This window comes from Shewanella sp. SM74, from assembly GCF_025653725.1.
Taxonomy (GTDB): Bacteria; Pseudomonadota; Gammaproteobacteria; order Enterobacterales; family Shewanellaceae; genus Shewanella; species Shewanella oncorhynchi.
The window spans coordinates 74,389-100,098 of the sequence record NZ_JAKKRZ010000006.1 but is presented as its reverse complement, the minus strand read 5'-3'; the positions used below and the strand labels follow the sequence as shown (position 1 = coordinate 100,098).

Sequence of the window (25,710 nt, the reverse complement as noted above, 5' to 3'; positions counted from 1 at the left end):
ATGACGCCTTCTGTGCAAAACAAGCACTTCGCTTAACACAGTAGCACAACACAAGGTTAAGCTAACTCTCCATTAATTAAAGGTACAAATTTAACCGTTTCAATGGTTTCAGAACTAAAGCGGTCAGCATTACGCGTAATACGCATCAATTGCTGAGTATCCTCTCCCACAGGTAAGACTAACACCCCTCCATCAGCCAACTGAGACAATAAAGCTTCTGGTATAGTCGCCGCCGCCGCAGTCACCATAATGGCATCGAACGGACTACGATTAGCCCATCCCAACCAACCATCGCCATATTTAAACGACACATTATGCAAATCTAATCGTTTTAAACGCTGTCTTGCTTGAATTTGTAGACCTTTGATCCGTTCGATAGTACAAAGCTGAGGCACCAATTGAGCCAAAATGGCTGCCTGATAGCCCGATCCAGTCCCCACTTCTAACACTCGCTGTGGCATCTTGTGCAGTAAGAGTTCGCTCATACGGGCAACAATATAAGGCTGCGAAATGGTTTGCCCTTGTCCAATTGGCAAAGCCGTATTTTCATAAGCTTTATGGGCTAGCGCATTATCGAGAAACATTTCTCGCGGCGTATGCGATATCGCCTTTAACACGGCTTGATTACGGATCCCCGCATCTTGAAGCTTTTTAGCTAAATTCACCGCCGATGTTAAGGCAACTCGAGTCATATTTTATCTACCCAATTTTGCAATGCCGTTAGTTGTCCGTAGGCGGTTAAATCAACCGTCAAGGGCGTAATTGAAACATAGCCATTGGCGATAGCATGAAAATCAGTACCCTCTGTGGCATCCTGCTCTTGTCCCGGTGGACCAAGCCAGAAGATTTCACGTCCGGCAGGATCTTGCGTTCGCACTATGCCTTCGGCCTTATGACGAGCACCGAGGCGAGTCACTTTGATCCCTTTAATTTGATCAAGTGGCAAGTCAGGCACATTCACATTTAAGATCTGATCTTTTGCCAAAGGCTGGGCCAACAAACCTTGAACTATCCGCCGAGCATAAATAGCAGCCGATTGATAATGTTCGAATTTACGGCCATTAAGCGAAATCGCTATTGCAGGAAAACCTAAAAAGCGTCCTTCCATCGCGGCGGCAACTGTCCCCGAATATAAGGTGTCATCACCCATATTTGCCCCCGCATTGATGCCAGACACCACCATATCAGGTTCGCCATCACATAATTCTCGGATAGCCAAATGAACGCAATCTGTCGGTGTACCGTGAACGGAAATATAGCCATTATCTAACCTATTAATTCTTAATGGATTAGTCAAGGTTAATGAGTTGCTCGCACCAGAGCAATTTCGATCCGGCCCAACAGTCAGCACAGTCGCTATTTCAGCCAAAGCCTCAGATAAGGCTTTGATACCTGGAGCATTAATCCCATCGTCATTGCTAACAAGGATACGGATCATGACTCTGCTTCAGTCTTAACAGTATCAGTGTTAGCGTTAACTACCTCAGGCGCAGGCTCCTGCACCAATGTCGCTTGCCATTGCTGCTCTTTAACATCTTGATAATTGACTAACTCTCTCAACAAGGATGTGGCAAAACTACCCGCAGGCAACACAAACTCCAACACGAGACCATCGGCGGTTTGTTCGTATTTAAGGGCTTGGGGCTCAAGCAGTAACGGACGACGCTCTTGCTCTAATCCCGCATGTTCAAGGCCATAGCAATCGTCAGCCAACTCACTCATGGCCAAGGTTTCCACCGCAGCAGCTTCGCCTTGAGGCAACATCATGCCACGGCCCCATAATGGTGCTGATAGTTGAATGTCTTTTTCAATCAGACGTTTCAATACGATGAGATCCCATTCAGGCGTAACGAAGAAGCTTTTGCTGCCCGCCAACATCACACAATCACCCGCTAGCGGCTTAGTGCCATGGTTGGCTAAACGATACGACACTACAGTGTTAAACAGATTTGAGCGCACCGCAGACAAATACATGCTGCGCTTATTTCTATCTTTGACTTTTTTACCCGCCATCATTTGGCGACCAAAAACTAAGTTTTTGCCATCGTGACCAAAGCGTTGCTCACCAAAGTAATTGGGCACGCCCACTTGAGCGACCTTTTCGATACGGCTGATAATGTCTTCGACTTGGGTAACATTTCTCAGGGTAAGAATAAAACGGTTACCGACTAAAGCACCAATTCGCAGTTTTTTGCTGTGACGGCTGCTCGACAATATGGTCAAACGCTCGCTATTGAGATCTTTCCAAAGCGGCGTTTCTTTACCCGGAATACGCACACCGAACCATTGTTCTGTGATGGCATTTTTATCTTTTTGCCCAGCGTAGGTCACTTCCTTCGGATGCACCTTAGCGAACTTAGCGATCATTTCAGCGACTTGTACTGTATTTAGCCCTTCTTTGCGTACATGCAGCATGTGATGTTCACCTTCACCCGTTGGGCTAAAAGGTAAAATCTCTTTCACGATAAAATCGCTATTTTGGGTTCTTAAATCTGCTGTACCTAAAGGCTTGCCATACAGATAATGTAATTCGCTCATGGGACTTTTTTACTCTTAAGTTAATCGTGTTTACGGGTCATCAATACCACGGCTTCTACCGCAATACCTTCTTTACGCCCGGTAAATCCTAGCTGTTCAGTCGTGGTCGCTTTGACGTTAATGTCGTCAAGTTCCGAGGTTAAATCTGCGGCCAATATTTGGCGCATTGCCTCAATGTGCGGCACCATTTTAGGGGCTTGCGCTATGATAGTGACGTCAAGATTACCCAGCACAAAGCCTTTCGCCCTCGCTAAAGCATAGCAATGACGCAGCAATACGCGGCTATCAGCACCTTTATAGGCGGCATCTGTGTCGGGGAAATGTTTACCTATGTCACCCAGCGCCAATGCGCCGAGAATCGCATCGGAAATCGCATGCAGTACCACATCACCATCTGAATGAGCGACTAGGCCAGTTTCATAGGGTACTTCGACGCCGCAAAGAATGAGGGGTCGTGCAGCACCAAATTTATGCACATCGAAACCATGGCCGATACGGATTTTCATTTAATATTCCTAACGTATTATTTTACTTGGATTATGACTATTTTGCGGCACGCATTAAAAACAATTCGGCCAATCCCAAATCATCGGGATGCGTCACTTTTATATTGTCAGCACGGCCCGAAACGAGTCCGGGTGAAATGCCCGCCCATTCCATCGCCGAAGCCTCATCTGTCACTACCGCACCTGCCGCCAGAGCGGCATTGAGGTAATCTTTGAGTTGCGCTGCCGGAAATAACTGCGGCGTTAATGCATGCCATAAATTATCGCGGCACACAGTAGCACTGATTTCGCCCTGTTTATTGGCGCGCTTCATGGTATCGCGCACTGGCATGGCCAAAATCGCGCCTTGGGGAAATTGCACTCTGGATGCGAGTAACTTGTCGATATCCGTCGCGGTTAAACAAGGTCTTGCCGCATCATGCACTAAGGCCCAACTGTGCTCAGGCGCAATTTGCAGCGCCGCCAACACAGAATCTGCGCGCTCACCGCCACCTAATACTGTGGTCAATTTAGGATGCGCGGCCTGTGGCAGGGTATTGAAGATAGTATCATTCGGATGTAAGGCGACGATGACGTGGGAAATGTGCGGGTGAGACAAGAGCTTATCTAAGGTATGAGCAAGAATACTCTGGCCGCACACCTCAAGATATTGCTTAGGTCTTTCGGCGCCCATACGGCTACCTATGCCTGCGGCGGGAACGATGGCAACCACAGCTTGAGTGACATGCTCAGCTTGGCGCTGCAATTCAATTTGTGTTACCAGATCAGATTGACTATCGGGATTGGATTGTTCATTTAATCCAAGATCTAAATGTCCTAGCTCTGTCATCCTAACTCCATATTACTGAGATGGACTCGATACCGAGCGCTCACCACCCACGACGCGATAGAAGGTTTCACCTTCTTTGACCATGCCAAGTTCGTTACGCGCACGTTCTTCTATGGCTTCGGTACCACTTTTCAAATCGATGATTTCTTCCTTCAGCACTTGGTTACGCTCATTAAGTTTGGCGTTACCTTCTTGCTGCGCGGCAATTTGTTTTTGCAGGACGAAATATTCAGGAAGACTATTATCTCCCGACCAAAGACGAAATTGCAGTAAACCGAGTAGCACTATGAGTGCAATGACAAAAAATTTCATGGAGGAATTAGCGTCAGTATCTTGGATTAAAAAAATATACAGCAGATAGTACAACAAAAAAGGCCACCAAGTGGTGGCCTTTTTACATCAAAGTTTAAATTACGCCTGACCTTTGATCTCTTTCAAACCACGGTATGGCGCTTTTTCACCTAATTGCTCTTCGATGCGCAGCAATTGGTTGTACTTAGCAACACGGTCAGAACGACACAGTGAACCGGTTTTGATTTGGCCAGCTGCAGTACCTACGGCTAAGTCAGCAATGGTTGAATCTTCAGTTTCACCACTACGGTGTGAAATCACTGCTGTGTAACCCGCTTCTTTCGCCATGCGAATGGCCGCTAAAGTCTCAGTCAATGAACCGATTTGGTTGAACTTGATAAGGATTGAGTTTGCAATACCGTTTTCGATACCACGGGTTAAGATTTTAGTGTTAGTAACGAATAAATCGTCGCCCACTAATTGGATCTTGTCGCCCATGATTTGAGTTTGGTAAGCCCAACCATCCCAATCTGATTCGTCTAAGCCGTCTTCGATAGACACGATTGGATATTGGTCAGCCAATGATTTTAAGAAATCAGAGAAACCGTTCGAGTCGAATACTTTGCCTTCGCCCGCTAAATCGTACTTGCCATCTTTGTAGAATTCAGATGCGGCGCAATCCAGCGCTAAGGTCACATCCGTACCTAACTTGTAGCCAGCCAGTTCAACCGCTTCTTTGATAATGGCTAACGCATCAGCGTTTGAGGCTAAGTTAGGTGCAAAACCACCTTCATCACCTACAGAAGTGCTTAGACCTTTGTCGTGCAATACTTTTTTCAGCGTATGGAAGATTTCAGCGCCCATGCGCAGTGCTTCACGGAAAGTTTTCGCGCCAACTGGTTGCACCATGAATTCTTGGATATCAACGTTGTTATCCGCGTGCTCGCCACCGTTTAAGATGTTCATCATAGGCACAGGCATAGAATATTGGCCTGGCGTGCCGTTCAATTCAGCGATGTGCGCGTATAAAGGAATACCTTTAAATGCTGCAGCCGCTTTGGCAGCCGCTAAAGACACAGCCAGAATCGCGTTTGCGCCTAACTTGTCTTTGTTTTCTGTGCCGTCTAAGTCGATCATGATTTGATCAAGCTCAGCTTGTGCAGTGGCATCTTTGCCTAATAACGCAGTGCGGATTAAATCGTTTACGTTGGCAACAGCCGTTAATACGCCTTTGCCTAAATAACGGCTTTTATCGCCATCACGTAATTCTAACGCTTCGCGGCTACCGGTAGATGCGCCAGAAGGCGCCGCAGCCATACCCACAAAACCACCTTCTAAATGCACTTCGGCTTCAACAGTTGGGTTACCACGAGAATCCATAATCTCGCGACCAATCACGTTAATAATCTTAGCCATAACACCCTCGATTTAAGTTTAAAGATAAAAGAAAAAACCAATACCTATGGGAATAAATGGAAGTCACATACCGCAGAAAAGAACAAAATTCCATTTACGGTTTGCGTCCATACAGATGCAACTGATACGCATGCTGTTTATACCCAGAGGTATTAAATTCTTATGTTTCAAGTAGCGACGAGTGTAGCAAAAGGCCGGCCCCACTGTCGCGGGTCCGGCCTCAAATATTCTTACTTCAGATCACGTTTTTGATGCGCACTTGCCGCAGCAATAAACCCTTCGAACAATGGGTGACCATCGCGCGGAGTTGAGGTGAACTCAGGATGGAATTGACCTGCAACAAACCATGGGTGATCTTTTAATTCGATCATTTCCACCAGCTTACGATCAGAAGACAAACCGCTGAAGATCATGCCAGCTTGTTCTAAACGCTCTCTGTATTTGTTGTTCACTTCATAACGGTGACGGTGACGTTCTACACAGCTATTGCCTTTGTAGGCTTGAGCCGCTTTCGAACCATCGAGTAAATGACACAATTGAGCGCCTAAACGCATAGTGCCACCTAAGTCAGACGCTTCATGGCGCTGCTCGACGTTACCTTCTTCGTCAATCCATTCAGTGATCAAACCCACGACTGGGAATGGTGTTTCTTTATTGAATTCAGTTGAATGTGCATCAGCCATGCCTGCAACATTACGCGCAAATTCAATCAGGGCAACTTGCATACCTAAACAAATACCGAAATACGGTAGATTGTTTTCACGGGCAAATTTTGCCGCCAAGATCTTACCTTCAACACCACGCTCGCCAAAACCGCCTGGTACTAAGATACCGTCTAAGCCCTGTAAGACTTCTTCGCCTTTGGCTTCTACGGTTTGTGAGTCAATGTACTTGATGGTCACAGATACGCGGTTTTTAAGGCCAGCGTGTTTTAATGCTTCGTTAACTGACTTATAGGCATCTGGCAGTTCAATGTATTTACCCACCATACCAATAACGACTTCGCCGTTTGGATTAGCTTCTTGATAAATAACATTTTCCCACTCAGACAGATCCGCTTCGCGGCATTCTAAACCGAAACGCTTAACCACTAAGTCATCCAAACCTTGCGAACGTAACAAAGCTGGGATTTTATAAATACTATCAACATCTTTTAATGAAATAACCGCACGCTCTTCGACGTTACAGAACAGCGAAATTTTGGCTTTTTCATTAGCAGGAATCGCACGATCACCACGGCAAACCAGCACATCTGGTGCAATACCGATAGAACGCAGCTCTTTCACTGAGTGTTGAGTTGGCTTAGTTTTCACTTCGCCAGCAGCACCTAAGAAAGGCACTAAGGTTAAATGCATGAACAGAGTACGATCACGGCCGAGCTCAACACCGAGCTGACGGATAGACTCTAGGAACGGCAAGGATTCGATATCACCCACAGTACCGCCGATTTCGACGATAGCCACATCATGGCCTTCGCCACCTGCTAATACTTTTTCTTTAATCGCATTAGTGATGTGTGGGATAACCTGAATGGTTGCGCCCAAATAATCGCCACGACGTTCTTTACGTAATACTTCTTCGTAAATACGACCGGTAGTGAAGTTGTTACGACGATTCATCTTAGTACGGATGAAACGCTCGTAGTGACCCAAGTCGAGATCTGTTTCTGCACCGTCTTCAGTAACAAATACTTCGCCATGTTGGGTTGGGCTCATGGTACCCGGATCAACGTTAATGTAAGGGTCCAGTTTCATGATGGTTACATTGAGACCGCGGGCCTCTAAAATTGCAGCTAATGATGCTGCTGCAATGCCTTTACCTAGTGATGAAACAACGCCACCAGTAACGAAGATATACCTTGTAGTCATGCTGAACCTGAGAAAATGAGTTTGAAAATACGTGCTTGTAAGAAAGCACTAGGACGGGGCAGTAGTATACCAAAGGCGGCGCGATTCGACAAACACCAATCGGGATAATTTGCCGTTTATCTCGTCTCTGTCGCTTTTACTTGGTCCCAATAGGCATCAAGCTCCATTAATGTGTGCTCTTGCATGCTTTTACCGCTCTCACTCGCCAACTGTTCTACGCCGCGAAAACGGCGTTCAAATTTAAGGTTGGCTTGACGCAACGCTTGCTCTGGATCGACCTTAAGATGACGGGCTAGATTCACCACGGCAAATAATAAGTCGCCCATTTCGGACTGCACTTTCGCTTGGTCTTGCTCGGGTTGATTCACTTCATGTAAGACTTCATCGATTTCTTCGTGGATTTTAGCGACCACAGGTTCAAGTTCGGCCCAATCGAAACCGACTCGCGCCACCCTCTGCTGAATTTTGATTGAGCGTGACAGCGCCGGTTGGGTACGCGGAATATTATCTAACGCTGAAACCACAGTATCAGCTTGGGTTTCACCCGCCACTTGCTGCGCCTTTTGTTCACGCTCAGTCGCTTTAATCGCCTCCCAATTGGCTTTCATCGCTTGGGCGCTATCGCCTATTTGCGGATTTTGCTCACCAAACACATGGGGATGACGGCGGGTCAACTTGTCGCTAATTTTCTCAATCACAGTGGAAAAATCAAACAGCCCCTGCTCTTTACCGAGCTGACAATAGAATACGATTTGAAATAATAAATCCCCAAGTTCATCGGGCAACTCATCCCAGGCTAAGCGCTCTATAGTATCGGCAACCTCATAGGCTTCCTCTAAGGTAAAAGGCACTATGGTTTGAAAGGTTTGTGCTTTATCCCACAGGCAACCTGTTTGTGGGTCGCGCAATTTTTCCATGATCTTAAGCAGCGGCTCAACATCTGTTATAGAAAATCCCGTTGTAGAAGGTTCAGTGGTCGAAAATGAAGTTAATGGCACAGTTTGGGAAGTCATGCTTACCTCCTTTAAAGATAAATGCTAAAACAGGCTAAATACTGAGGATGAACAAAAAGAATACGCCTCAGCAGTGCTGATTAGCGAAAGGCTATAATAAAGCGATGATGATAAGCTAGGTTACATAAAAGCGCTATTTTGATGCTAATAACAGATCTTAGGGTTCTTATTTAACTGGTCTTATTTTAACTAAAAGAGCATTCGCGCCATGTAGTGATGATATTCACCCCATGAGCAATAAACTGACGACTTAACGACCCTACAAATTCTCATCTATGTCCTGCATACAAGTATTTAGCGCAGGCCATCTTAAATGATAAGATACGCAGCAATATTTCAATGAAGCTAAAACTCACTGAGTGAAGACCTAACAATTTCGGCCTAACTATACGTGTGATGAATGCATGTAATAAATGCTCGTGATGAGCGCAGCGTAATGAATACGGTCATTCGATTTATTTGATTATGTTAGGTGTATTTCTATTCTGTCGCCCCAAATTGGGCGTACACCCTTATAGATTTGAGCATTACTGGAGACAAAATTCATGACAAACGCGACTGTGGATACCACGCCGATAACGACTAAGCCATATCAAGATGGTTTTTATATGCCCGCCGAATGGGCGGCGCAGCAAGCCGTATGGATGATTTGGCCCTATCGTCCTGATAACTGGCGCTCTGCAGGCGCTTATGCTCAAGCGACCTTTGCTAAGGTGGCCGATGCCATTGGTGGAGCGACGCCCGTGTATATGGGTGTTCCTAAAGCCTTTTTAGCTGAAGCTAAAACGGTAATGCCATCCCACGTCACCTTGGTCGAAATGGACAGTAACGATTGCTGGGCGCGTGACACTGGGCCAACTGTGGTAGTTAATGCCGAGGGTGAATGCCGCGGTGTTGACTGGGGCTTTAATGCTTGGGGCGGCCATAACGGTGGTTTGTACTTCCCATGGGATAAGGACGAACAGGTTGCCGCACAAATGCTCAAGCAACATGGATTTGCCCGTTACAGCGCGCCGCTGATCCTCGAAGGGGGTTCTATCCATGTTGACGGTGAAGGCACCTGTATGACGAGTGCCGAATGTTTACTCAACGCCAACCGTAATCCTGAACTGACGAAAGAACAGATTGAAGACTTACTGCGTGACTATTTGAATGTTAAGCAGTTTATCTGGTTACAAGATGGCGTGTACATGGATGAGACCGATGGTCATATCGACAACATGTGCTGTTTCGCGCGTCCAGGTGAAGTGATTTTGCACTGGACTGATGATGAATCTGATCCACAATATCCACGTTCAAAAGCCGCGCTCGATGTGCTGCAAAATACCGTGGATGCACAAGGCCGTAAGTTAAAAATTCACCTGCTGCCACAACCAGGGCCGCTGTATTGCACCGAAGAAGAATCAAAAGGCGTAACAGAAGGCACTGGCGTACCGCGCACTGCGGGCGAGCGCTTAGCGGGCTCTTATGTGAACTTTTTAATCACTAACGACCGCATCGTATTCCCACTGCTTGACCCAGCAACCGACGATATCGCCGCGCAAAAACTGCAGGAAATCTTCCCAGAGCATGAGATTGTGGGTGTGCCCGCGCGGGAGATTTTATTAGGTGGCGGCAATATCCACTGTATTACCCAGCAGATCCCTTCTGGAAAGTAAGTACACCAAGGAGAACAGTATGACGCTTGATGTCACTGTTATTGCACCACAATTGGTTTTCTGCGGGAGGGCGTAAGATGTTTGAAGTGACTGAAGTTTCCATTGCCGAGCTGCGTGACGCACTCGAATCTGGCCGCACCACAGCAGTGGAGCTGGTGAAGTCTTATCTCGCACGGGTTGAGGCGTATGACGGCCCAGCGACGCAGACTAAGCTCAATGCGTTAGTGGTGCACAATCCCGATGCGCTCAAAGAAGCCGAGGCTTCCGATGCGCGCCGTGCCCGTGGCGAAACCTTAAGCCCGCTCGATGGTATTCCTTACACCGCTAAGGACAGTTATTTAGTGAAGGGACTGACGGCGGCATCTGGCAGCCCAGCATTTAAAGATTTAGTGGCCCAGTACGATGCCTTCGCCGTCGAGCGCCTACGCGCCGCGGGTGCTATTTGCTTAGGCAAAACCAATATGCCACCTATGGCGAATGGCGGCATGCAGCGTGGTCACTATGGCCGCGCCGAAAGCCCCTACAATGCGAATTATCTGACTGCGCCCTTTGCCTCGGGTTCTTCCAACGGTGCGGGCACTGGAACGGCGGCAAGCTACTCGGCGTTCGGTCTTGCCGAAGAGACTTGGTCGAGTGGCCGTGGCCCTGCGTCCAATAACGGTTTGTGTGCCTATACGCCGTCTCGCGGCGTGATTTCCGTGCGCGGCAACTGGCCATTAACCCCAACCATGGATGTGGTCGTGCCTTATACCCGCACTATGGCGGATATGCTCGAAGTGCTCGATGTGATTGTGGCCGATGACCCTATCACCCGTGGCGACCTTTGGCGCCTGCAACCTTGGGTTCAAATCCCTAAAGCATCGACAGTTCGCCCAGAATCCTATCTGGCGCTCGCCGCTCAAGCCGACACGCTGAAGGGTAAGCGTTTTGGGGTGCCGCGCATGTACATCAATAAGGATGAATTGGCGGGAACCAGCGAAAACCCAGGTATCGGTGGCCCAACAGGTCAACGCATCCATACTCGCCAATCGGTTATCGATTTGTGGGAAGCGGCGCGTAAAGCCCTGGAAGCCGCTGGCGCCGAAGTGATTGAAGTTGATTTCCCGCTGGTATCCAATTGTGAAGGCGACCGCCCCGGCGCGCCGACCGTGTTTAACCGTGGCATAGTCACGCCCCAATTCCTCCATGATGAATTATGGGAACTCTCGGGTTGGGCGTTCGATGAATTCCTGCGTGCTAACAATGACCCTAAACTCAACAAACTTGCTGATGTTGTTGGGCATTTGATTTTCCCCCATGATCTTGGCACCTTGCCAAACCGTGAAGGTGACTTAGCGGCAGGCATGGAAGAGTACGTCAACATGGCTAAACGTGGTCTTAAATCCTATGACCAGATCGACAGTATTCCCGATGGTCTGCGTGGCTTAGAGAAGACCCGTAAGCTAGATCTCGAAGACTGGATGGACGGGCTAAAACTTGATGCCGTGCTGTTCCCAACCGTGGCCGATGTCGGCCCTGCCGATGCCCATGTGAATCCGGCTTCAGCCGATATTGCATGGAGCAACGGAGTTTGGGTGGCAAACGGAAACCTCGCAATTCGTCACTTAGGGGTACCGACTGTGACTGTGCCTATGGGCGTGATGGCCGATATTGGCATGCCAGTGGGGTTAACCTTCGCGGGCCGCGCCTATGACGATAATAACCTGCTTAAATTTGCAGGTGCATTTGAGTCAACAGGTGAAAGGCGCATGATCCCGCCGCGCACACCAAAGCTTGGTGAATAAGCGCCAAGACAATGCATAAACCTAAGCACTAACTGTAAGCACTAAATACATGAGCTTAGAAATGAAAACGGGATTGGCATCAATTTGCCAATCCCGTTTTTTTAATACCGACGTCGATACCCTTCCAACAAAGCTGGACTCATGCTGCGATAAAACAGACAGCAGCACTTAACACGTCTTATCTTAATGCCAAGAGTTCTTTTCTGACGATCTCTGCGCCTGCACTTAAGGCGTTGAGTTTGCCTCTTGCGACTTGATGGGATAAAGGCGTCATGCCGCAGTTGGTACAAGGATAGAGCTTGTCGGCATCGACAAATTTAAGGGCTTTTCGTAGGGTGTCAGCCACTTCCTCTGCGGTTTCAATGGTATCGGTGGCGACATCAATCGCGCCGACCATGACTTTTTTACCGCGAATGAGCTCAAGTAGCTCCATAGGCACATGGGAGTTGTGACATTCTAGCGAGATAATATCGATATTAGACTTTTGCAGTTTAGGAAATGCTTCTTCATATTGGCGCCACTCTGAGCCCAAGGTTTTTTTCCAATCTGTATTGGCTTTGATGCCATAACCATAACAAATATGCACCGCCGTTTCGCATTTAAGCCCTTCAATGGCTCGTTCTAAACACGCAATGCCCCACTCGTTTACCTCATCAAAAAACACATTAAAGGCAGGCTCATCAAATTGGATAATATCAACCCCCGCCGCTTCTAATTCTTTGGCTTCCTCATTAAGAATTTTGGCAAATTCCCACGCAAGCTTTTCGCGACTTTTATAATGGTCATCATAAAGCGTATCTATCATGGTCATTGGGCCAGGCAGAGCCCATTTAATTGGTTGCGTAGTTTGCTTGCGTAAAAATTTGGCATCTTCAACAAACACGGACTTTTGGCGACTCACTGGGCCAACAACCGTAGGTACACTCGCATCATAACGATCGCGAATTTTCACGGTTTTACGTTTTGAAAAATCAACGCCGTTGAGGTGCTCAATAAACGTAGTGACAAAATGCTGCCGCGTTTGCTCGCCATCACTGACAATATCAATCCCTGCGTGTAGTTGATCCTGTAATGACAAACGCAGTGCATCGTGTTTACCTGCAATTAATTCCTCACCTTGCAATTTCCAAGGAGACCAAAGTGTTTGCGGCTCTGCCAGCCACACAGGTTTAGGCAAACTGCCTGCCGTTGAAGTCGGTAAAAGGGTTTGGTTAAGCAATGTTTTGTTAAGCGGTGTTTTATTAAGTAGTGTTGTCATGATATTAATGCCGTATTGGGTTAATTATTGAGCGTGACGATTAAGCGCAGAGCGACTAAACGAAATTAGCAGACCATTGTTCAAAAAACTTTTGGTAGGGTTTGATAAAGTACTCCGCGGCAAATTTTCCTTGCTCATTAGCCAATTGGCTACGTTCTGCTCGATCATAAACAATTTGAGTTAATGAATGATCCAAGTTTTTCAAATTGGGTTGATAGCATTTCCCTGCAACAGCATTGGCGTTATAAATCTCAGGGCGATAGATTTTTTGAAAAGTTCCCATAGTGCTGATGGTGCTTATCAACTCAAGGTGAGTGTAATCATTGAGTAAATCACCAAAGAAATAAAAAGCTAACGGTGCCACGCTATTGGGCGGCATAAAATAACGCACCTGTAAGCCCATTTTTTTGAAATATTGCTCAGTTAAAGACGATTCATTTGGCTGATATTCAACCCCTAATACAGGATGCTGATTCTCAATTCTATGGTAGGTTTTATTATCCGAAACACTGAGGCAGATAACCGGTGGCTTATTAAAATTCTGTTTGTAAGCATCAGAATTAACAAAAGACTGAAATAGCTTGCCATGTAGACCACCGAAATCATCTGGAATGCTAAATTTGGCTTGGCCCTTATTATGTTCTGCCAGTAATACGCTAAAGTCATAATCGCGTACGTAAGATGAAAAGTTATTACCTACAATGCCTTCAATACGTTTATTGGTTTTATGATCAACAATATTGGTTTTCAAAACTTCAATCGATGGGAAGGTTTGACCACTGCCGTCAATATCCAGATTAACGGAGATAATTTCCAGCTCAACGCTATAACGATCGCCTTTAGGATTATCCCAATGCGCTAAGGCATTAAAGCTGTTATCAATCATCTTTAACGCGTTGCGTAAGTTCGCTTGGCGATGGCTGCCTCTGGCCAAATTAGCAAAGTTAGTCGTGATACGCGTCTTGTCTGAGGGATGATAATTTTCATCAAGACAAATGCTGTTAATCGTAAATGTAAAATGCTTATTCATAGTGATCCAGTATCCCATTGTCTGATTTCAAACCTGAGTTTATGCCCTGCGCTTCTAGCTTCTAGACCCGACTCTGATAGACATTATTAGTGTTCTGTCTGAGGTTCTGTCCTGAGATTCTTACTCAGTTGTCTCACAGTCGTTTAGGGGCGACTTACTTTTAACTTAAGTGCCGATGACTTTAGTCCTGATGGCTTAGCTAGGATGCAACTTCAAGCTTGTCTAATATTTCGCTTGGAATCATTTATACGTGGTTCGGCACATGAACAAAAACGGTTTTATTTCACATACAACATGAGCCATATTCATGATCGATTAGCATGGCGTTGTTGATTAACCAGAACTTGGGATAGGGAAAAGCAGAAAAGCAGGAGCAGCAATATGTTTTCGAGTTAGTTCTCCTAGAGCCGGCTTGTAATAGCCGATTACACATATTTGATTCTGTCGCAAACTGAGAGCTTGCAGCTAAGATTTGAGGGCGCAAGATCCCTCAGATACAATTATGCGGCTAAAGAATAAAATTGTTCCCATGGTTTCATCTTTTCGGTGGTGTTCATTTACCCTTGCTTTATCATGAACCAAAGTTCAACACCAGCAAGCGTTGATTCGGCACCTTCCCAAGACTTCCAACCCAAACATTGATGCATTTTACCTTTCACTTTTCGATGACTTGGCTCAACAATATTATTCAGATATTTTATGGCTAAAACCTCAATCATAAACAACATGCAACCAGACAGCCAAAGACGAATATTAATGGTGTCTAATGCCGCAGCATTCGCCCCACTTTGATCAATGACGACCTTTTCAGGTAAGCCATGTTGGTTGATAGCTTTATTGAAAAACGCCCGAGCAGCAGGTTCATCACGGGTCTCACTCAAATAAAAATCAATAATAGCACCGTATTTATCCACGGCGCGATAATAGTAAACCCAGCGACCTTTAATCTTTATGTAGGTTTCGTCCATTCGCCACGCCCCTGATACTCGACGCTTTCTCTTCCTGAATACGGCTTCGAGTTGCGGCGCATATTTGATAACCCAACGGTTCAGTGTTGAGTGGTCAAAATGGATATTACGATCAGCGAACATCTCCTCAATTTCACGGTAACTCAGTTTATAGGCCAGGTAATATCGTAGGGCTTGCATGATGATATCTGTTGGGAAATGGCGTCCAGAAAAGTTTAGCAACATTGATGATGTTAGTTAAGAGAGCATCGCTCATGATAAACTCGTTCCTCAGTTTGCGACAGAACCAGCTTTTTTGCTCTGAACTTAGCTTCAAGTTGTGGCACGTATTTAATAACCCAACGGTTTAAGGTTGATTGGTCAAAGTGGATATTACGCTCAGCGAAGATTTCCTCAATATCACGGTAGCTAAGCTTATAAGCAAGGTAATAGCGAAGTGCCAGCATGATGATATCTGATGGATAATGCCGTCCCGAAAAATTGAGTGTCATGCTGTGGATGCTCCAAATTCATATTCGAAGATCATCCACCATGAAACTCTTAACGTCAACTGTGCGACAGTACCCGAGAAAGTGATTGGTGCCTTTATCGAAAGGCACCATTTCAACTGATTGGAGGCATTACCCTATTTTTTATACGATTTAAAAAAATCAAAATATTTTTTGTTATAGCCTTGAAAGGCTCTGCCTTTCCCTCTTGCATATGCTTTTGAAAAACACTCAAAAGCATTATCCTTATCTTCCAGCTCGAAATATATTACCCCTAAATCAATTAGCTCTGACGTTCCATACTCAGGAATGTTATATTTAAATATCTCAAGAGCCCACTTCTTTGCCTCAAGATATTCTTTTTTTAAGAAATACACACCACATATGCATGAAATTAACCACCGAGCCTCTTCCGATTTATATTTATCAACAATGGCATCTTCTATATCAGTTAATGCCGAAAAATAAACCTCCAATGCTTTGTTAAAATCCCCCTTATCTTCAAAGGAATTCCCAAGCTCGATTTTTTTAACAATTTCAGATTCAATGCCACCCATAAGAACCTCGTTTTAAATCAATGGCTTTAAATATGTTTGCCCTAACATAGCACCTTGCGATCTGTTTATAGAGTAATAATCAAGGTAATAGTTATTTGAGTCCAGCATCCAGTTTCTAACCTCAGGAGGTCTTGCTCCATATCCTCTTCCGGTACTGTTCCACCAACTTACTGCATCGACTCTATGAGACATATCTGCTTCTCGTAGTGGACGCCATACACCTTCCGAGGGTTCTGTCGCAAACTGAGGAACGAGTTTATCATGAGCGATGCTCTCTTAACTAACATCATCAATGAGATAGAGCGAGATAGAGAGGACAGCCATATCTTTTTGTGTTTTCTTGCCCTCTAGACTAGGCTTTAAGTTATCCTAATTTAGCCAGTACGGTGACTTGTGATGACTTCGGCTAGAAGACAATTAATTGATGCCAATGCAACGCCTTTCTATCATGTGATAAATCGCTGTGTTAGAAGGGCTTTTTTGTGTGGTGAGGATAAACTCACTGGTCGCAGTTACGAGCATCGACGTGGCTGGATTGTTGATAAAATCAAAGTCTTGTCCGCTATTTTTTGTATTGATATTTGTGCCTATGCGGTGATGAGTAATCACTATCATTTAGTGCTTAAAATTGATGTCGACAAGGCGAAATCGCTAACGCAAAAAGATATTATTCGCCGCTGGTGTCAAATCACTAAAGGCCATGCTGTCGCCACTAAGTATATGAATGGTGATGCTTTAATCGACGGTGAAGCGATGTTACTTGATGCATTTCTCGCCGAGTGGCATGAGCGACTGAGCAGTATCTCTTGGTTTATGCGCTGTTTAAATGAAGAAATTGCCCGTAAGGCCAATCGTGAAGATGAGTGTAAAGGTGCTTTTTGGGAAGGCCGTTTTAAGTCACAAGCCTTGTTAGATGAGCAAGCACTGCTGGCGTGCATGATGTATGTCGATTTAAATCCTATTCGAGCAGGGATTGCCGACTCTTTGCAATCCTCTGATTTTACATCGATTCAGGAGCGCGTGAATGCGCTTAATCCTCATAGCAACGCGCCCCAACTGGCCAAAACTACCGCAGATAACCTACAGCAAATACCACATAAAGCCCTCGCAAAATTTGATGGTTCAACACTTCAGAATCAGCAAACGGGTATTCCGTTTCATTTTGCTGATTATCTTGAGTTAATAGATTGGACGGGACGAGCCATTCGCCTTGATAAAAAAGGTTATATTGATAATCAGCTGCCAAAACTGCTCGATGAATTAGGCATTTCGTCCGATGCATGGCTCACTTCAGCCAAAGAGTTTCGCCGTCAATACAGTGGCATAAGTGGTCGATGGGATAGTATGTGCGAGTTTAAAAAGCAGCACAACAGCGGCAAATGGTGTAAAGGTAAAGCCTCAAGCCAAGCGTTACATCCTTAAGTTCATCGCTGCCCACGATTCAGCGCTTAGAATTATTTTTGTTTATCCGGAATGCAGAGAATTCCGTGCAAAACATAGCTCATTTCTGCCCAATAGAGTAGCGCCTATAATCGTTAAGATTAGATCTAGTCTTTAAAACCAACAGGTTACGCAAGCACTCGAAAGGCGTGCCATGATGATTAGCGAGACGACCGTCCGCCCCATGGACGGGGCGGTCGAGCATCCACGGATGGACTGGCTGCGAGTCGGTGAGTGAATGCCATGACAAGCCATTATGAATGGCTTGCAGCAACAGCTAAACATACAAAAGACTAAATTAACTGGTCATCCAACTCAATTTTCATAAAAAAACCAAATAAAAAGGCGGCCAGCGAAATTCGCCTTGCCGCCCCTATCCTTTATTACTTTCTAGCTTCAAGATGGCTTCTCAAAGTCTTTTATATTGCTAGAGATTTCAAGGCTATTCACTTCGATAGGCGTTGCTAGCCTTAAAGCCGTCTTGCCTCGATCACACTATCGACTTGGGTCAGTTTAGATAACACTCGCGATAAACCATCGAGGTTATAAAGCTCCAGTTCCAACTCAATCGCGGCTGTCTGATTTTTAGTGTCCGATGACGAACTCATGGCCAGTACATTGGATTTTTCGGCCGCCAGCACTGAGGTTAAGTCACGCAATAAGCCACTGCGATCGTGGGCTAATACCCGCAGACGCATGCGATAACCGCCGGAGTAATTTTCGCCCCAGACCACATCGACGCCACGCTCTGGGTGAACCCGCATTAACTCTTTAACTTGCTCACAATCAGCGCGATGCACAGAAATACCGCGGCCCTTAGTGATAAAACCTAAAATCTCATCACCGGGAACGGGCTGGCAACAACGAGCGATATGGTTAAGCAAGTTACCCACACCGTTGACTTCAACCTGACCACGGCCACTGGAGGTCGGTTTATGTTGGCCTTTCTTAACTAATTCTTCGACCGCATCTTCTTCTGACACTTCGTCGAGTCGCAGTCGGCTCTGAATATGGTTAACCACTTGATGCAGACGCACATCACCGCCGCCAATCGCCGCCAGTAAGTCATCCATGTTCGCCATATTAAAGCGCTCGACCGCAATAGCCGCGTCTTTAATTTTAAGGCTCACCCGCGCCAATTCGGATTCAAGCATTTCTTTGCCGGCGACAATATTCTTGTCTCTGTCCTGCTGCTTAAACCAATGCTGAATTTTCGAACGCGCCCGCGAGGTACGGATATAACCTAAGTTAGGGTTAAGCCAGTCACGCTTGGGGTTGGGCTGTTTCGAGGTGATGATCTCGATACGCTCGCCCGTTTCAACCTGATAGGTGAACGGCACAATACGGCCATCGACCTTAGCACCAATACATTTATGTCCCACTTGGGAGTGAATGTAATAGGCAAAGTCGAGCACGGTTGAGCCCAGTGGCAAGTCGACAACTTCACCGCTTGGGGTGAATACATAGACTCTGTCTTCAAACACTTGGCTGCGCACTTCTTCGACCAAGTTGCCACTTTCGACCACGTCTTCCTGCCATTGCAGAATTTTACGCAGCCAGTTAATTTTTTCTTCGTAGCCACTTTGCTTACCGGAATGATTGCCTTCTTTGTATTTCCAGTGCGCGGCCACACCCAGCTCTGCATCTTCATGCATGTCTTGGGTACGAATTTGAATTTCAACGGTTTTGCCCTCAGGCCCCACCACTACGGTATGAATCGATTGATAACCGTTAGGCTTAGGGTTAGCGACATAGTCGTCAAATTCCCGCGGAATATGGTGCCAAAGCGTATGCACAACACCTAACGCGCCATAACAATCCTGCAGACGCTCAGTCACGATACGCACGGCGCGCACGTCAAACAACTCATCAAATTTGAGGTGCTTGCCCTTCATCTTGCGCCAAATACTGTAGATATGTTTCGGCCGGCCGTAGACCTTAGCGCGAATTTGGTCTTCATCTAATCTTTGTTGCAACTGACTGACAAACTTGTCGATAAAGACTTCACGATCCAGTCGTTTGCCATCTAATTGCTTAGCAATGTCTTTATAGGTATCAGGATGCAGATAGCGAAAAGAAATATCTTCCAGCTCCCACTTCAATTGTCCAATCCCTAAACGGTTAGCCAGCGGCGCATAAATATCGGCAATTTCGCGGGCCAGCAGCACGCGAGTTTCTTCGTCGGCATTTTTCACCGCCCGTAGCAAACACACACGCTCGGCAAGCTTGATCACCACGGCGCGCACATCTTCAACCATAGCCAATAACATGCGGCGGATATTATCGATTTGCGGCTCGGTTGAACGACTATTAGGATTGATTTTCAAGGCACCGATGGCGTTCATGGTCACGACACTCGCCACTAAACGCGCCAGCGGTTCACCAAATTTCTCTTGGATGGCTTCTTCGGTCAGTAACCCAGCATCGAGCACCACAAACAAAATTGCCGCCTGCAGGGTTTCAATGTCCATGTTTAGCGGTGCGAGGATTTCAATCATCTCTCGAGCACGTTCGAGCAGTTCTCTCTTCGCCGCAGGACTCTTGGCTGGTAAGGCGTCAATCTGCCCTATCAAAGAGAGCAGCATCTGCGCTTCATCGGCATGACCAACATAGCGAGCTACCCAATCTTCTAAGTGAAAATCGGGATCATTAAAGTGCGCTTCGCGAACAGAGACCATCTAATTTATTTCCTTATCCGTGCTCAGAGAGAAAGTGGGCACCACTTCAGCTCTCCTATCTTCAGCATTGGCGCGAACTTGTCAAACCCAACCGACGTAATAATCACATTTTTTACGTTATTCAAACGCTTTGCTTACTTTGCCAGCGCAAATTACTTGGTTAATTCAAACAGTGCCATGGCTTCGATATGGTGTGTTTGTGGGAACATATCGATAAGTCCCAATTGCTGTAATCGGTAACCGCGCTCTAACAGTACAGCGCTATCGCGGGCCAAGCTCGCAGGATTACACGAAACATACACGACTTTGCGCGGCTTCATTTTCTTCAGCCATTGCAAGCTTTCAAACGCCCCAGCGCGGGCGGGGTCGAGCAGTAATTTATCAATTTTGCCCATCCAAGGCTCAAGGGATAAATCCGCACTTAAATCGCCGTGGTAAAAGGTCAGTTTATCAAGATTGTTCGCTTTCGCGTTCACCCGAGCCTGAGTCACCATTTCGGCAACTCCTTCGACGCCAATCACATCCGCGCCCATTTTTGCTAAGGGCAAACTGAAATTCCCCATACCGCAGAACAAATCCAAAATGCGCTCATCAGGCGCTGGCGCTAACCAATCCATCGCTTGAGCGACCATGGCCTTGTTAATTTGTCCATTCACTTGCACAAAGTTACCTGGGGTGAAGCTTAAACTCACCGCATCCGACTCAGCTTTGTCATCTAACAGCTGATAAACCGGTAACACTAACTCAGCGCCAACGCCTTGGAATTGGCCTTCATTATCCTGCAGACAAATGTGAATTTGATGCTGCTCAGCAAAGGCTGACAGCTTAGCCAGATCTTTATCGTTTAGCGCCTTAGTGATACGCAGCACGGCGAAATGACCATTATCGGCGGCAATTAACTCAAGGTGACCTAAGCTGGCTTTAGCCGACAATTGATTCAGCAACTTAGCAAAGGGGACTATTAAGTCCGATAACGGCTTAGCTAACACCTGACACTGGCTGATAGGCACCACATTGCTGCTACTGGCGGCACGGAAACCTAAGCTTAAATGTTTAGTATTTTTATCAAATAAGGTCGCAAGACGGGCACGGCGACGATAATGCCAACCTTCACCCGTTAATGCGGGTGATAACGTGCCGCCTTCGGCGCCGGCAAACTTAGCCATAATATCCAGCAGCGCCGCTTCTTTATGCTCACGCTGGCCCGATAATGACATATGCTGTAAGTCGCAGCCGCCGCAGGTGTGATAGTGTGGACACTCAGGCGCTACGCGCTCAGAGCTAGGTGTATCGACTTTAATTAACTTGGCGCGGGCATAATTTTTCTTTTGCTCGGTGAGCTGTACCGTCACGGTTTCATCGAGCAGTGCGCCGGGGATAAACACGACTTTACCTTGATGTTGTGCTATACCTGCCCCTAAGTGATCGAGCTGATTGACGCTCAGCGATAACTTAGCCGACAACTGTTTGGAACTATTTGGTTTTGCTTTAAAAAATTGCGCCATTTCGGCCTCTAAATCAATAAAATACTGGCAAAGACCGCCCTCTTTCTGGCAGTCTTATAAAATTATCTTAGTCTCTGTTACAGGAAACACCGCCGCTGCTATGAACCCAGTCAACAACATGACCAAATACAGCCTACGTTCTTGGGTTCTTGTACTGGCGCTCGCGCCAACAATCTTGGTCGGTATCCTTCTGGGCAGCTACTTTACCATAAACCGTTTTTATGAGCTCGAAGATACGCTCGTCGAACAGGGCAGCAATATTATCGAGCCGCTGTCAATTGCCAGTGAAATCGGTTTAGTGGCCAATGATCGCGAGGCGACCAAACGCTTACTCGCCGCAGCGCAGCTCAACAAATCCACCTTAGTGAAATCCATCGCGATTTTCGACGCCAACAATCAACTCTTTGTGACCTCGCACTACCACAAAGACTTTGAAATTATGCGCTACAAAGAAGCGCTTAACACACTGCATAAAACCGAAATTGAGCATGTGGGCGACAGCCTGATTTTACGGACACCGATTTTCTCCACCGGGCCCAGCGCCGCTCCCGCCAATTACGATATCCAAACAGACGATGGTCAACTGTTAGGTTATATCTCCATCATAATCAATAAAGAACGCGCCTTGCTCGAGCAACATAGAGCCGCGGTCGCCGCCTTTATTATCGTGTTGATCGGGGTACAGTTGAACTTGCTGTTCACTTTCCGGCTGGTGAAAAACGTCACTCAGCCCATTACTGAAATGGTGCGCGTCGTTGCTAAAATCCGTGAAGGTAAATTGGACGCCCGCTTAGATGGCAACTTGATTGGTGAGCTCGACTTACTCAAACGCGGCATCAATGCCATGGCGGGGTCGTTGTCGGAATACCATGATGAGATGCAGCAAAATATCGACCAAGCCACGTCGGATCTGCGGGAAACCTTAGAACAGATTGAAATCCAAAACGTCGAGTTAGATTTAGCGAAAAAACGCGCCCTAGAAGCCAGCCGAATTAAATCTGAATTCTTAGCCAACATGTCACACGAGTTACGTACGCCGCTTAATGGGGTTATTGGTTTTGCGCGGCAATTGGTGAAAACCCCTTTGCATTCGAGCCAAGTGGATTACATCAAAACCATTGAGCGCAGCGCCACTAACCTACTGGGTATCATCAACGATATTCTCGATTTTTCTAAACTCGAAGCCGGTAAAATGGTGTTGGAAAACATGCCCTTCGGTCTAAGGGAAACCATAGGCGATACCATCACGCTAATCTCGGGCAGCGCTCAGGCCAAGGGCCTAGAACTCGTCGTCGATATCGCTCCTAACGTACCCGACAATGTGAATGGCGATGCCATGCGCGTGTGCCAAATCATCAATAACTTGGTCGGTAACGCGATTAAATTCACCGACTCTGGCAGCGTGATGGTCAAAATCGAACTGCAAAGCCAGTCGGAAGAACAAGTGGTACTGCGCTGTGATGTGGTCGATACCGGTATTGGTATCGATGAAAGCCAGCAAGACTTTTTATTCCAAGCCTTTGGCCAAGCCGATTCGTCGATTTCCCGCCGCTTTGGTGGCACAGGCTTAGGTTTAGTGATCACTAAGCGTTTAGTGAATCAAATGGGCGGCCAAATCGGCTTTACCTCATCCCCAGAGAAAGGCTCAAACTTCTGGTTCAGTTTGCCACTTGGCTTAGGTCAGTTCCAAATCGGTGACTCACTGCCGCTCGAAAAACTCAAAGACAAAACCATACTGTTTTATGAGCCCCGAGTGCTGACTCATGCTGTCTTGAGTCGCCAATTGAATCAATGGGATACTAAAGTGACTCACCATCAGCATATCCCAAGCTTGCTGACCACACTCAACACGGCTGAAGCGCCATACGACTATGTTCTCTTGAGTTGCCATGGATTTAGCGATTCAGGACAACTGGTGAGCACACTTAACTTGGCAAAGACCAAAACCGATTGCCTTGTGGTGCTATACGATTGCCAAGAACAGGATGCCTTAACCCAATTTATCCGCCCGAATGCCGATGTGGTGTTGTCTCTGCCCGTGAGTGAGCACCAGCTTGCCCGCAACTTACTCTATCCACCGATGGAATACGACATCATAGCCCCAGTGACCATAGCCACGCCGGCGGCGCGCCAATCCTTAACCGTACTGGCGGTGGATGATAACTTTGCCAACTTAAAACTAATCGACACCTTGCTCAGTGAGTTAGTGACGACGGTTATCGCGGTCAACAGTGGCGATGAAGCGGTTAAACAGGCGAAGACTCGCACCTTCGATTTAATTTTTATGGATATTCAGATGCCAGGCACAGATGGCATTAGTGCCACTAAGCAAATTCGCCAAGGCTCAATGAACCGTAACACGCCAATTATTGCCGTGACGGCCCATGCGATTGCCGAAGAACGCGAGCTGATTTTAGGCAGTGGCATGGATGGATATTTACCGAAACCTATTGATGAGGCTGCGCTCAAAGACGTTATCCATCGCTGGATCACTCGGCCTAAATTCACCCATTTTGACCTGCATACGCTGAACTGGGATTTATGCTTAACCCAAGCTAATCACAAGGCAGACCTCGCCTTAGACATGCTGAGAATGTTGCTCGACTCTTTACCGCAAACCGTGACGACAATTCAGACGGCGCTGAGTCAAAACGATCACCCCGTCATGCTCAGTACTATCCATAAACTACATGGTGCGAGCTGCTACTGCGGCGTGCCTACAACCCAAAGATTATGCCAAGAAATTGAATCGGCACTAAAACGTGAAACAGCGGTCGAAGATCTCGAACCCGAAATACTAGAGTTACTTGATGAGTTAACTAAGGTAGAATCTGCGGCAAATCAAGTGATATCACAGCTATCAGCGGAAATAACAGATGACCAAAAAAACGGGCTTCTTTAAACGTCTCAAGGCGTTAACACTGCCACAAAAACAACTCTTTGCCACTGCACTTTGCCAACGTATGTTGCCCAACTATCAACTGTTTTCCGAAGTTTGTGAGTTTGGCGATCCTACTGTGTTGAGTACCGCATTAGAACTATTGTGGCAATCCCAGTACGACTCCAAGCTCAAATTCAATGTCGATGTGCATCTGCAACGCTTGGAAGATAACACCCCAGATCCTGCTGATTTTGAAGCCTATGGCGTCTACCCTGCTATGGATGCAGTGGTCGCCATATCGACCTTACTGGGTGCGATTCAAGGCAAAATTGAAGAAGACATAGTCAATATCAGCAAATTGTCATCCAGCACAGTGGCTAACTACATCGAAGCGATCAGCGATGTCGATTTGGTGGATGAAGCATTAGATGATTTCGTTTTCGCCCATGAAGTCATGGAAGAAGAGAAAGAATTACAAAATTCTCTGCTGGAAATTATTGAAGAAAATCCGAAGATCACTGCAGAACTGGTCAAAGGTTTACGCAAAGACATTATCGAAGCTGGCGTATCAAATATCGGTATCAGCGTCGCTTAATTGATGGGGGTGCTTGGGGTTACTCAAGCACCTATTATCCATGCAGAATAAGAAAGGGATCATCGTTTTACACCCTCACCAACGAATCCCGTCAAAGATATCCAGTTGCTATAAATAGCATCAATAAAGATTGAGTTATTCCAATGAGAAAGATTGTTTATCAAGGATTTATCTTAACCAATAGCGAAGGACGCACCGACAGTTGGAAACTGACCATCAAAGATCAACAGCGTATCGGTTCTTTATTTGAACTACGGCGTTTAGTGGGATACTTCTTAGAACTCGGCATACTGCCCGCGACACGCTCCAGCCTGCAAGACGCAAAACAAACGCAAAACACCATGAGCAAAAACACCGTAAAACCTAAAAGACGCTAAAAATCAGTTCCCTTATTAAAGAATAACTCG

At 46.4% G+C, this 25,710-nt stretch carries 21 protein-coding genes and 1 pseudogene; 6 read left to right on the top strand and 16 right to left on the bottom strand.

Annotated elements, in window-relative coordinates; translation table 11 throughout:
* Positions 1 to 56: 56 nt before the first annotated feature.
* From L5M49_RS08280 to mazG, 9 genes are all read right to left on the bottom strand, one after another.
* A complete protein-coding gene (locus L5M49_RS08280; RefSeq protein ID WP_263173235.1) occupies positions 57 to 692 on the bottom strand; it encodes a protein-L-isoaspartate(D-aspartate) O-methyltransferase in 636 nt (211 codons plus the stop codon).
* On the bottom strand, positions 689 to 1,438 hold the full coding sequence (gene surE / locus L5M49_RS08275; protein WP_263265819.1) for a 5'/3'-nucleotidase SurE: 750 nt from the start codon (positions 1,436 to 1,438) through the stop codon (positions 689 to 691). Before surE ends, L5M49_RS08280 begins: the two co-directional genes overlap by 4 nt.
* A complete protein-coding gene (truD, locus tag L5M49_RS08270; protein ID WP_263265818.1) occupies positions 1,435 to 2,538 on the bottom strand; it encodes a tRNA pseudouridine(13) synthase TruD in 1,104 nt (367 codons plus the stop codon). The genes surE and truD overlap by 4 nt, the downstream gene beginning before the upstream one ends.
* Positions 2,539 to 2,558: 20 nt before the next feature.
* The gene (gene ispF, locus L5M49_RS08265) at positions 2,559 to 3,044 is read right to left on the bottom strand and encodes a 2-C-methyl-D-erythritol 2,4-cyclodiphosphate synthase (protein ID WP_263265817.1); all 486 of its coding nucleotides are present in this window, start codon (positions 3,042 to 3,044) and stop codon (positions 2,559 to 2,561) included.
* Between the two features lie 37 nt (positions 3,045 to 3,081).
* Positions 3,082 to 3,873: a 2-C-methyl-D-erythritol 4-phosphate cytidylyltransferase gene (gene ispD / locus L5M49_RS08260; protein ID WP_263265816.1), complete on the bottom strand. Its 792-nt coding sequence runs from the start codon at positions 3,871 to 3,873 to the stop codon at positions 3,082 to 3,084.
* 12 nt (positions 3,874 to 3,885) lie between these two features.
* Positions 3,886 to 4,185, bottom strand: a complete 300-nt coding sequence (gene ftsB / locus L5M49_RS08255; RefSeq protein ID WP_263265815.1) for a cell division protein FtsB — start codon at positions 4,183 to 4,185, stop codon at positions 3,886 to 3,888.
* A 99-nt stretch (positions 4,186 to 4,284) separates the two neighbouring features.
* On the bottom strand, positions 4,285 to 5,580 hold the full coding sequence (gene eno / locus L5M49_RS08250; RefSeq protein ID WP_006082616.1) for a phosphopyruvate hydratase: 1,296 nt from the start codon (positions 5,578 to 5,580) through the stop codon (positions 4,285 to 4,287).
* Between the two features lie 230 nt (positions 5,581 to 5,810).
* Complete coding sequence (locus L5M49_RS08245) at positions 5,811 to 7,448, bottom strand: CTP synthase (protein ID WP_006082617.1); 1,638 nt, start codon at positions 7,446 to 7,448, stop codon at positions 5,811 to 5,813.
* A gap of 116 nt (positions 7,449 to 7,564) precedes the next feature.
* Positions 7,565 to 8,461: a nucleoside triphosphate pyrophosphohydrolase gene (mazG, locus tag L5M49_RS08240; RefSeq protein ID WP_263265814.1), complete on the bottom strand. Its 897-nt coding sequence runs from the start codon at positions 8,459 to 8,461 to the stop codon at positions 7,565 to 7,567.
* 545 nt (positions 8,462 to 9,006) lie between these two features.
* On the opposite strand from mazG, the gene aguA reads away from it, so the two are divergent.
* Both aguA and L5M49_RS08230 read left to right on the top strand, forming a co-directional pair.
* Positions 9,007 to 10,119 (top strand): agmatine deiminase, encoded by a 1,113-nt coding sequence (gene aguA / locus L5M49_RS08235; protein WP_263265813.1) that lies wholly within the window; start codon positions 9,007 to 9,009, stop codon positions 10,117 to 10,119.
* A 77-nt stretch (positions 10,120 to 10,196) separates the two neighbouring features.
* A complete protein-coding gene (locus L5M49_RS08230) occupies positions 10,197 to 11,903 on the top strand; it encodes an amidase (RefSeq protein WP_263265861.1) in 1,707 nt (568 codons plus the stop codon).
* 178 nt (positions 11,904 to 12,081) lie between these two features.
* Here the strand turns inward: L5M49_RS08230 and L5M49_RS08225 are convergent, their stop codons facing one another.
* The 5 genes and pseudogenes from L5M49_RS08225 to L5M49_RS08205 all read right to left on the bottom strand — a co-directional run bounded on the left by L5M49_RS08225 (position 12,082) and on the right by L5M49_RS08205 (position 16,204).
* Positions 12,082 to 13,161, bottom strand: coding sequence for a methionine synthase (locus L5M49_RS08225; RefSeq protein WP_012089815.1), 1,080 nt, complete (start codon positions 13,159 to 13,161; stop codon positions 12,082 to 12,084).
* Between the two features lie 55 nt (positions 13,162 to 13,216).
* Positions 13,217 to 14,191 (bottom strand): DUF1852 domain-containing protein, encoded by a 975-nt coding sequence (locus tag L5M49_RS08220; RefSeq protein WP_011847443.1) that lies wholly within the window; start codon positions 14,189 to 14,191, stop codon positions 13,217 to 13,219.
* Positions 14,192 to 14,748: 557 nt separating this feature from the next.
* Positions 14,749 to 15,384, bottom strand: coding sequence for an IS6 family transposase (locus tag L5M49_RS08215; protein ID WP_263265812.1), 636 nt, complete (start codon positions 15,382 to 15,384; stop codon positions 14,749 to 14,751).
* Positions 15,385 to 15,449: 65 nt separating this feature from the next.
* Positions 15,450 to 15,650 (bottom strand): annotated as a pseudogene (locus tag L5M49_RS08210) (IS6 family transposase); the annotation flags it as partial.
* Positions 15,651 to 15,784: 134 nt separating this feature from the next.
* Positions 15,785 to 16,204, bottom strand: coding sequence for a tetratricopeptide repeat protein (locus L5M49_RS08205; protein ID WP_011919768.1), 420 nt, complete (start codon positions 16,202 to 16,204; stop codon positions 15,785 to 15,787).
* A 396-nt stretch (positions 16,205 to 16,600) separates the two neighbouring features.
* On the opposite strand from L5M49_RS08205, the gene L5M49_RS08195 reads away from it, so the two are divergent.
* Positions 16,601 to 17,626 (top strand): transposase, encoded by a 1,026-nt coding sequence (locus L5M49_RS08195; protein ID WP_263147011.1) that lies wholly within the window; start codon positions 16,601 to 16,603, stop codon positions 17,624 to 17,626.
* 488 nt (positions 17,627 to 18,114) lie between these two features.
* Here L5M49_RS08195 and relA read toward each other — a convergent pair whose 3' ends face one another.
* A complete protein-coding gene (gene relA / locus L5M49_RS08190) occupies positions 18,115 to 20,322 on the bottom strand; it encodes a GTP diphosphokinase (protein WP_263181209.1) in 2,208 nt (735 codons plus the stop codon).
* 152 nt (positions 20,323 to 20,474) lie between these two features.
* Positions 20,475 to 21,827, bottom strand: coding sequence for a 23S rRNA (uracil(1939)-C(5))-methyltransferase RlmD (rlmD, locus tag L5M49_RS08185; protein WP_263265811.1), 1,353 nt, complete (start codon positions 21,825 to 21,827; stop codon positions 20,475 to 20,477).
* A gap of 100 nt (positions 21,828 to 21,927) precedes the next feature.
* Here rlmD and barA point away from each other — a divergent pair, with 100 nt between their 5' ends.
* The 3 genes from barA to L5M49_RS08170 all read left to right on the top strand — a co-directional run bounded on the left by barA (position 21,928) and on the right by L5M49_RS08170 (position 25,680).
* Positions 21,928 to 24,729, top strand: a complete 2,802-nt coding sequence (barA, locus tag L5M49_RS08180) for a two-component sensor histidine kinase BarA (RefSeq protein WP_259213278.1) — start codon at positions 21,928 to 21,930, stop codon at positions 24,727 to 24,729.
* Positions 24,704 to 25,303: a YjaG family protein gene (locus L5M49_RS08175; RefSeq protein ID WP_028761381.1), complete on the top strand. Its 600-nt coding sequence runs from the start codon at positions 24,704 to 24,706 to the stop codon at positions 25,301 to 25,303. The genes barA and L5M49_RS08175 overlap by 26 nt, the downstream gene beginning before the upstream one ends.
* 143 nt (positions 25,304 to 25,446) lie before the next feature.
* Positions 25,447 to 25,680: a DUF3319 domain-containing protein gene (locus L5M49_RS08170; RefSeq protein ID WP_131523583.1), complete on the top strand. Its 234-nt coding sequence runs from the start codon at positions 25,447 to 25,449 to the stop codon at positions 25,678 to 25,680.
* Positions 25,681 to 25,710: the final 30 nt, after the last annotated feature.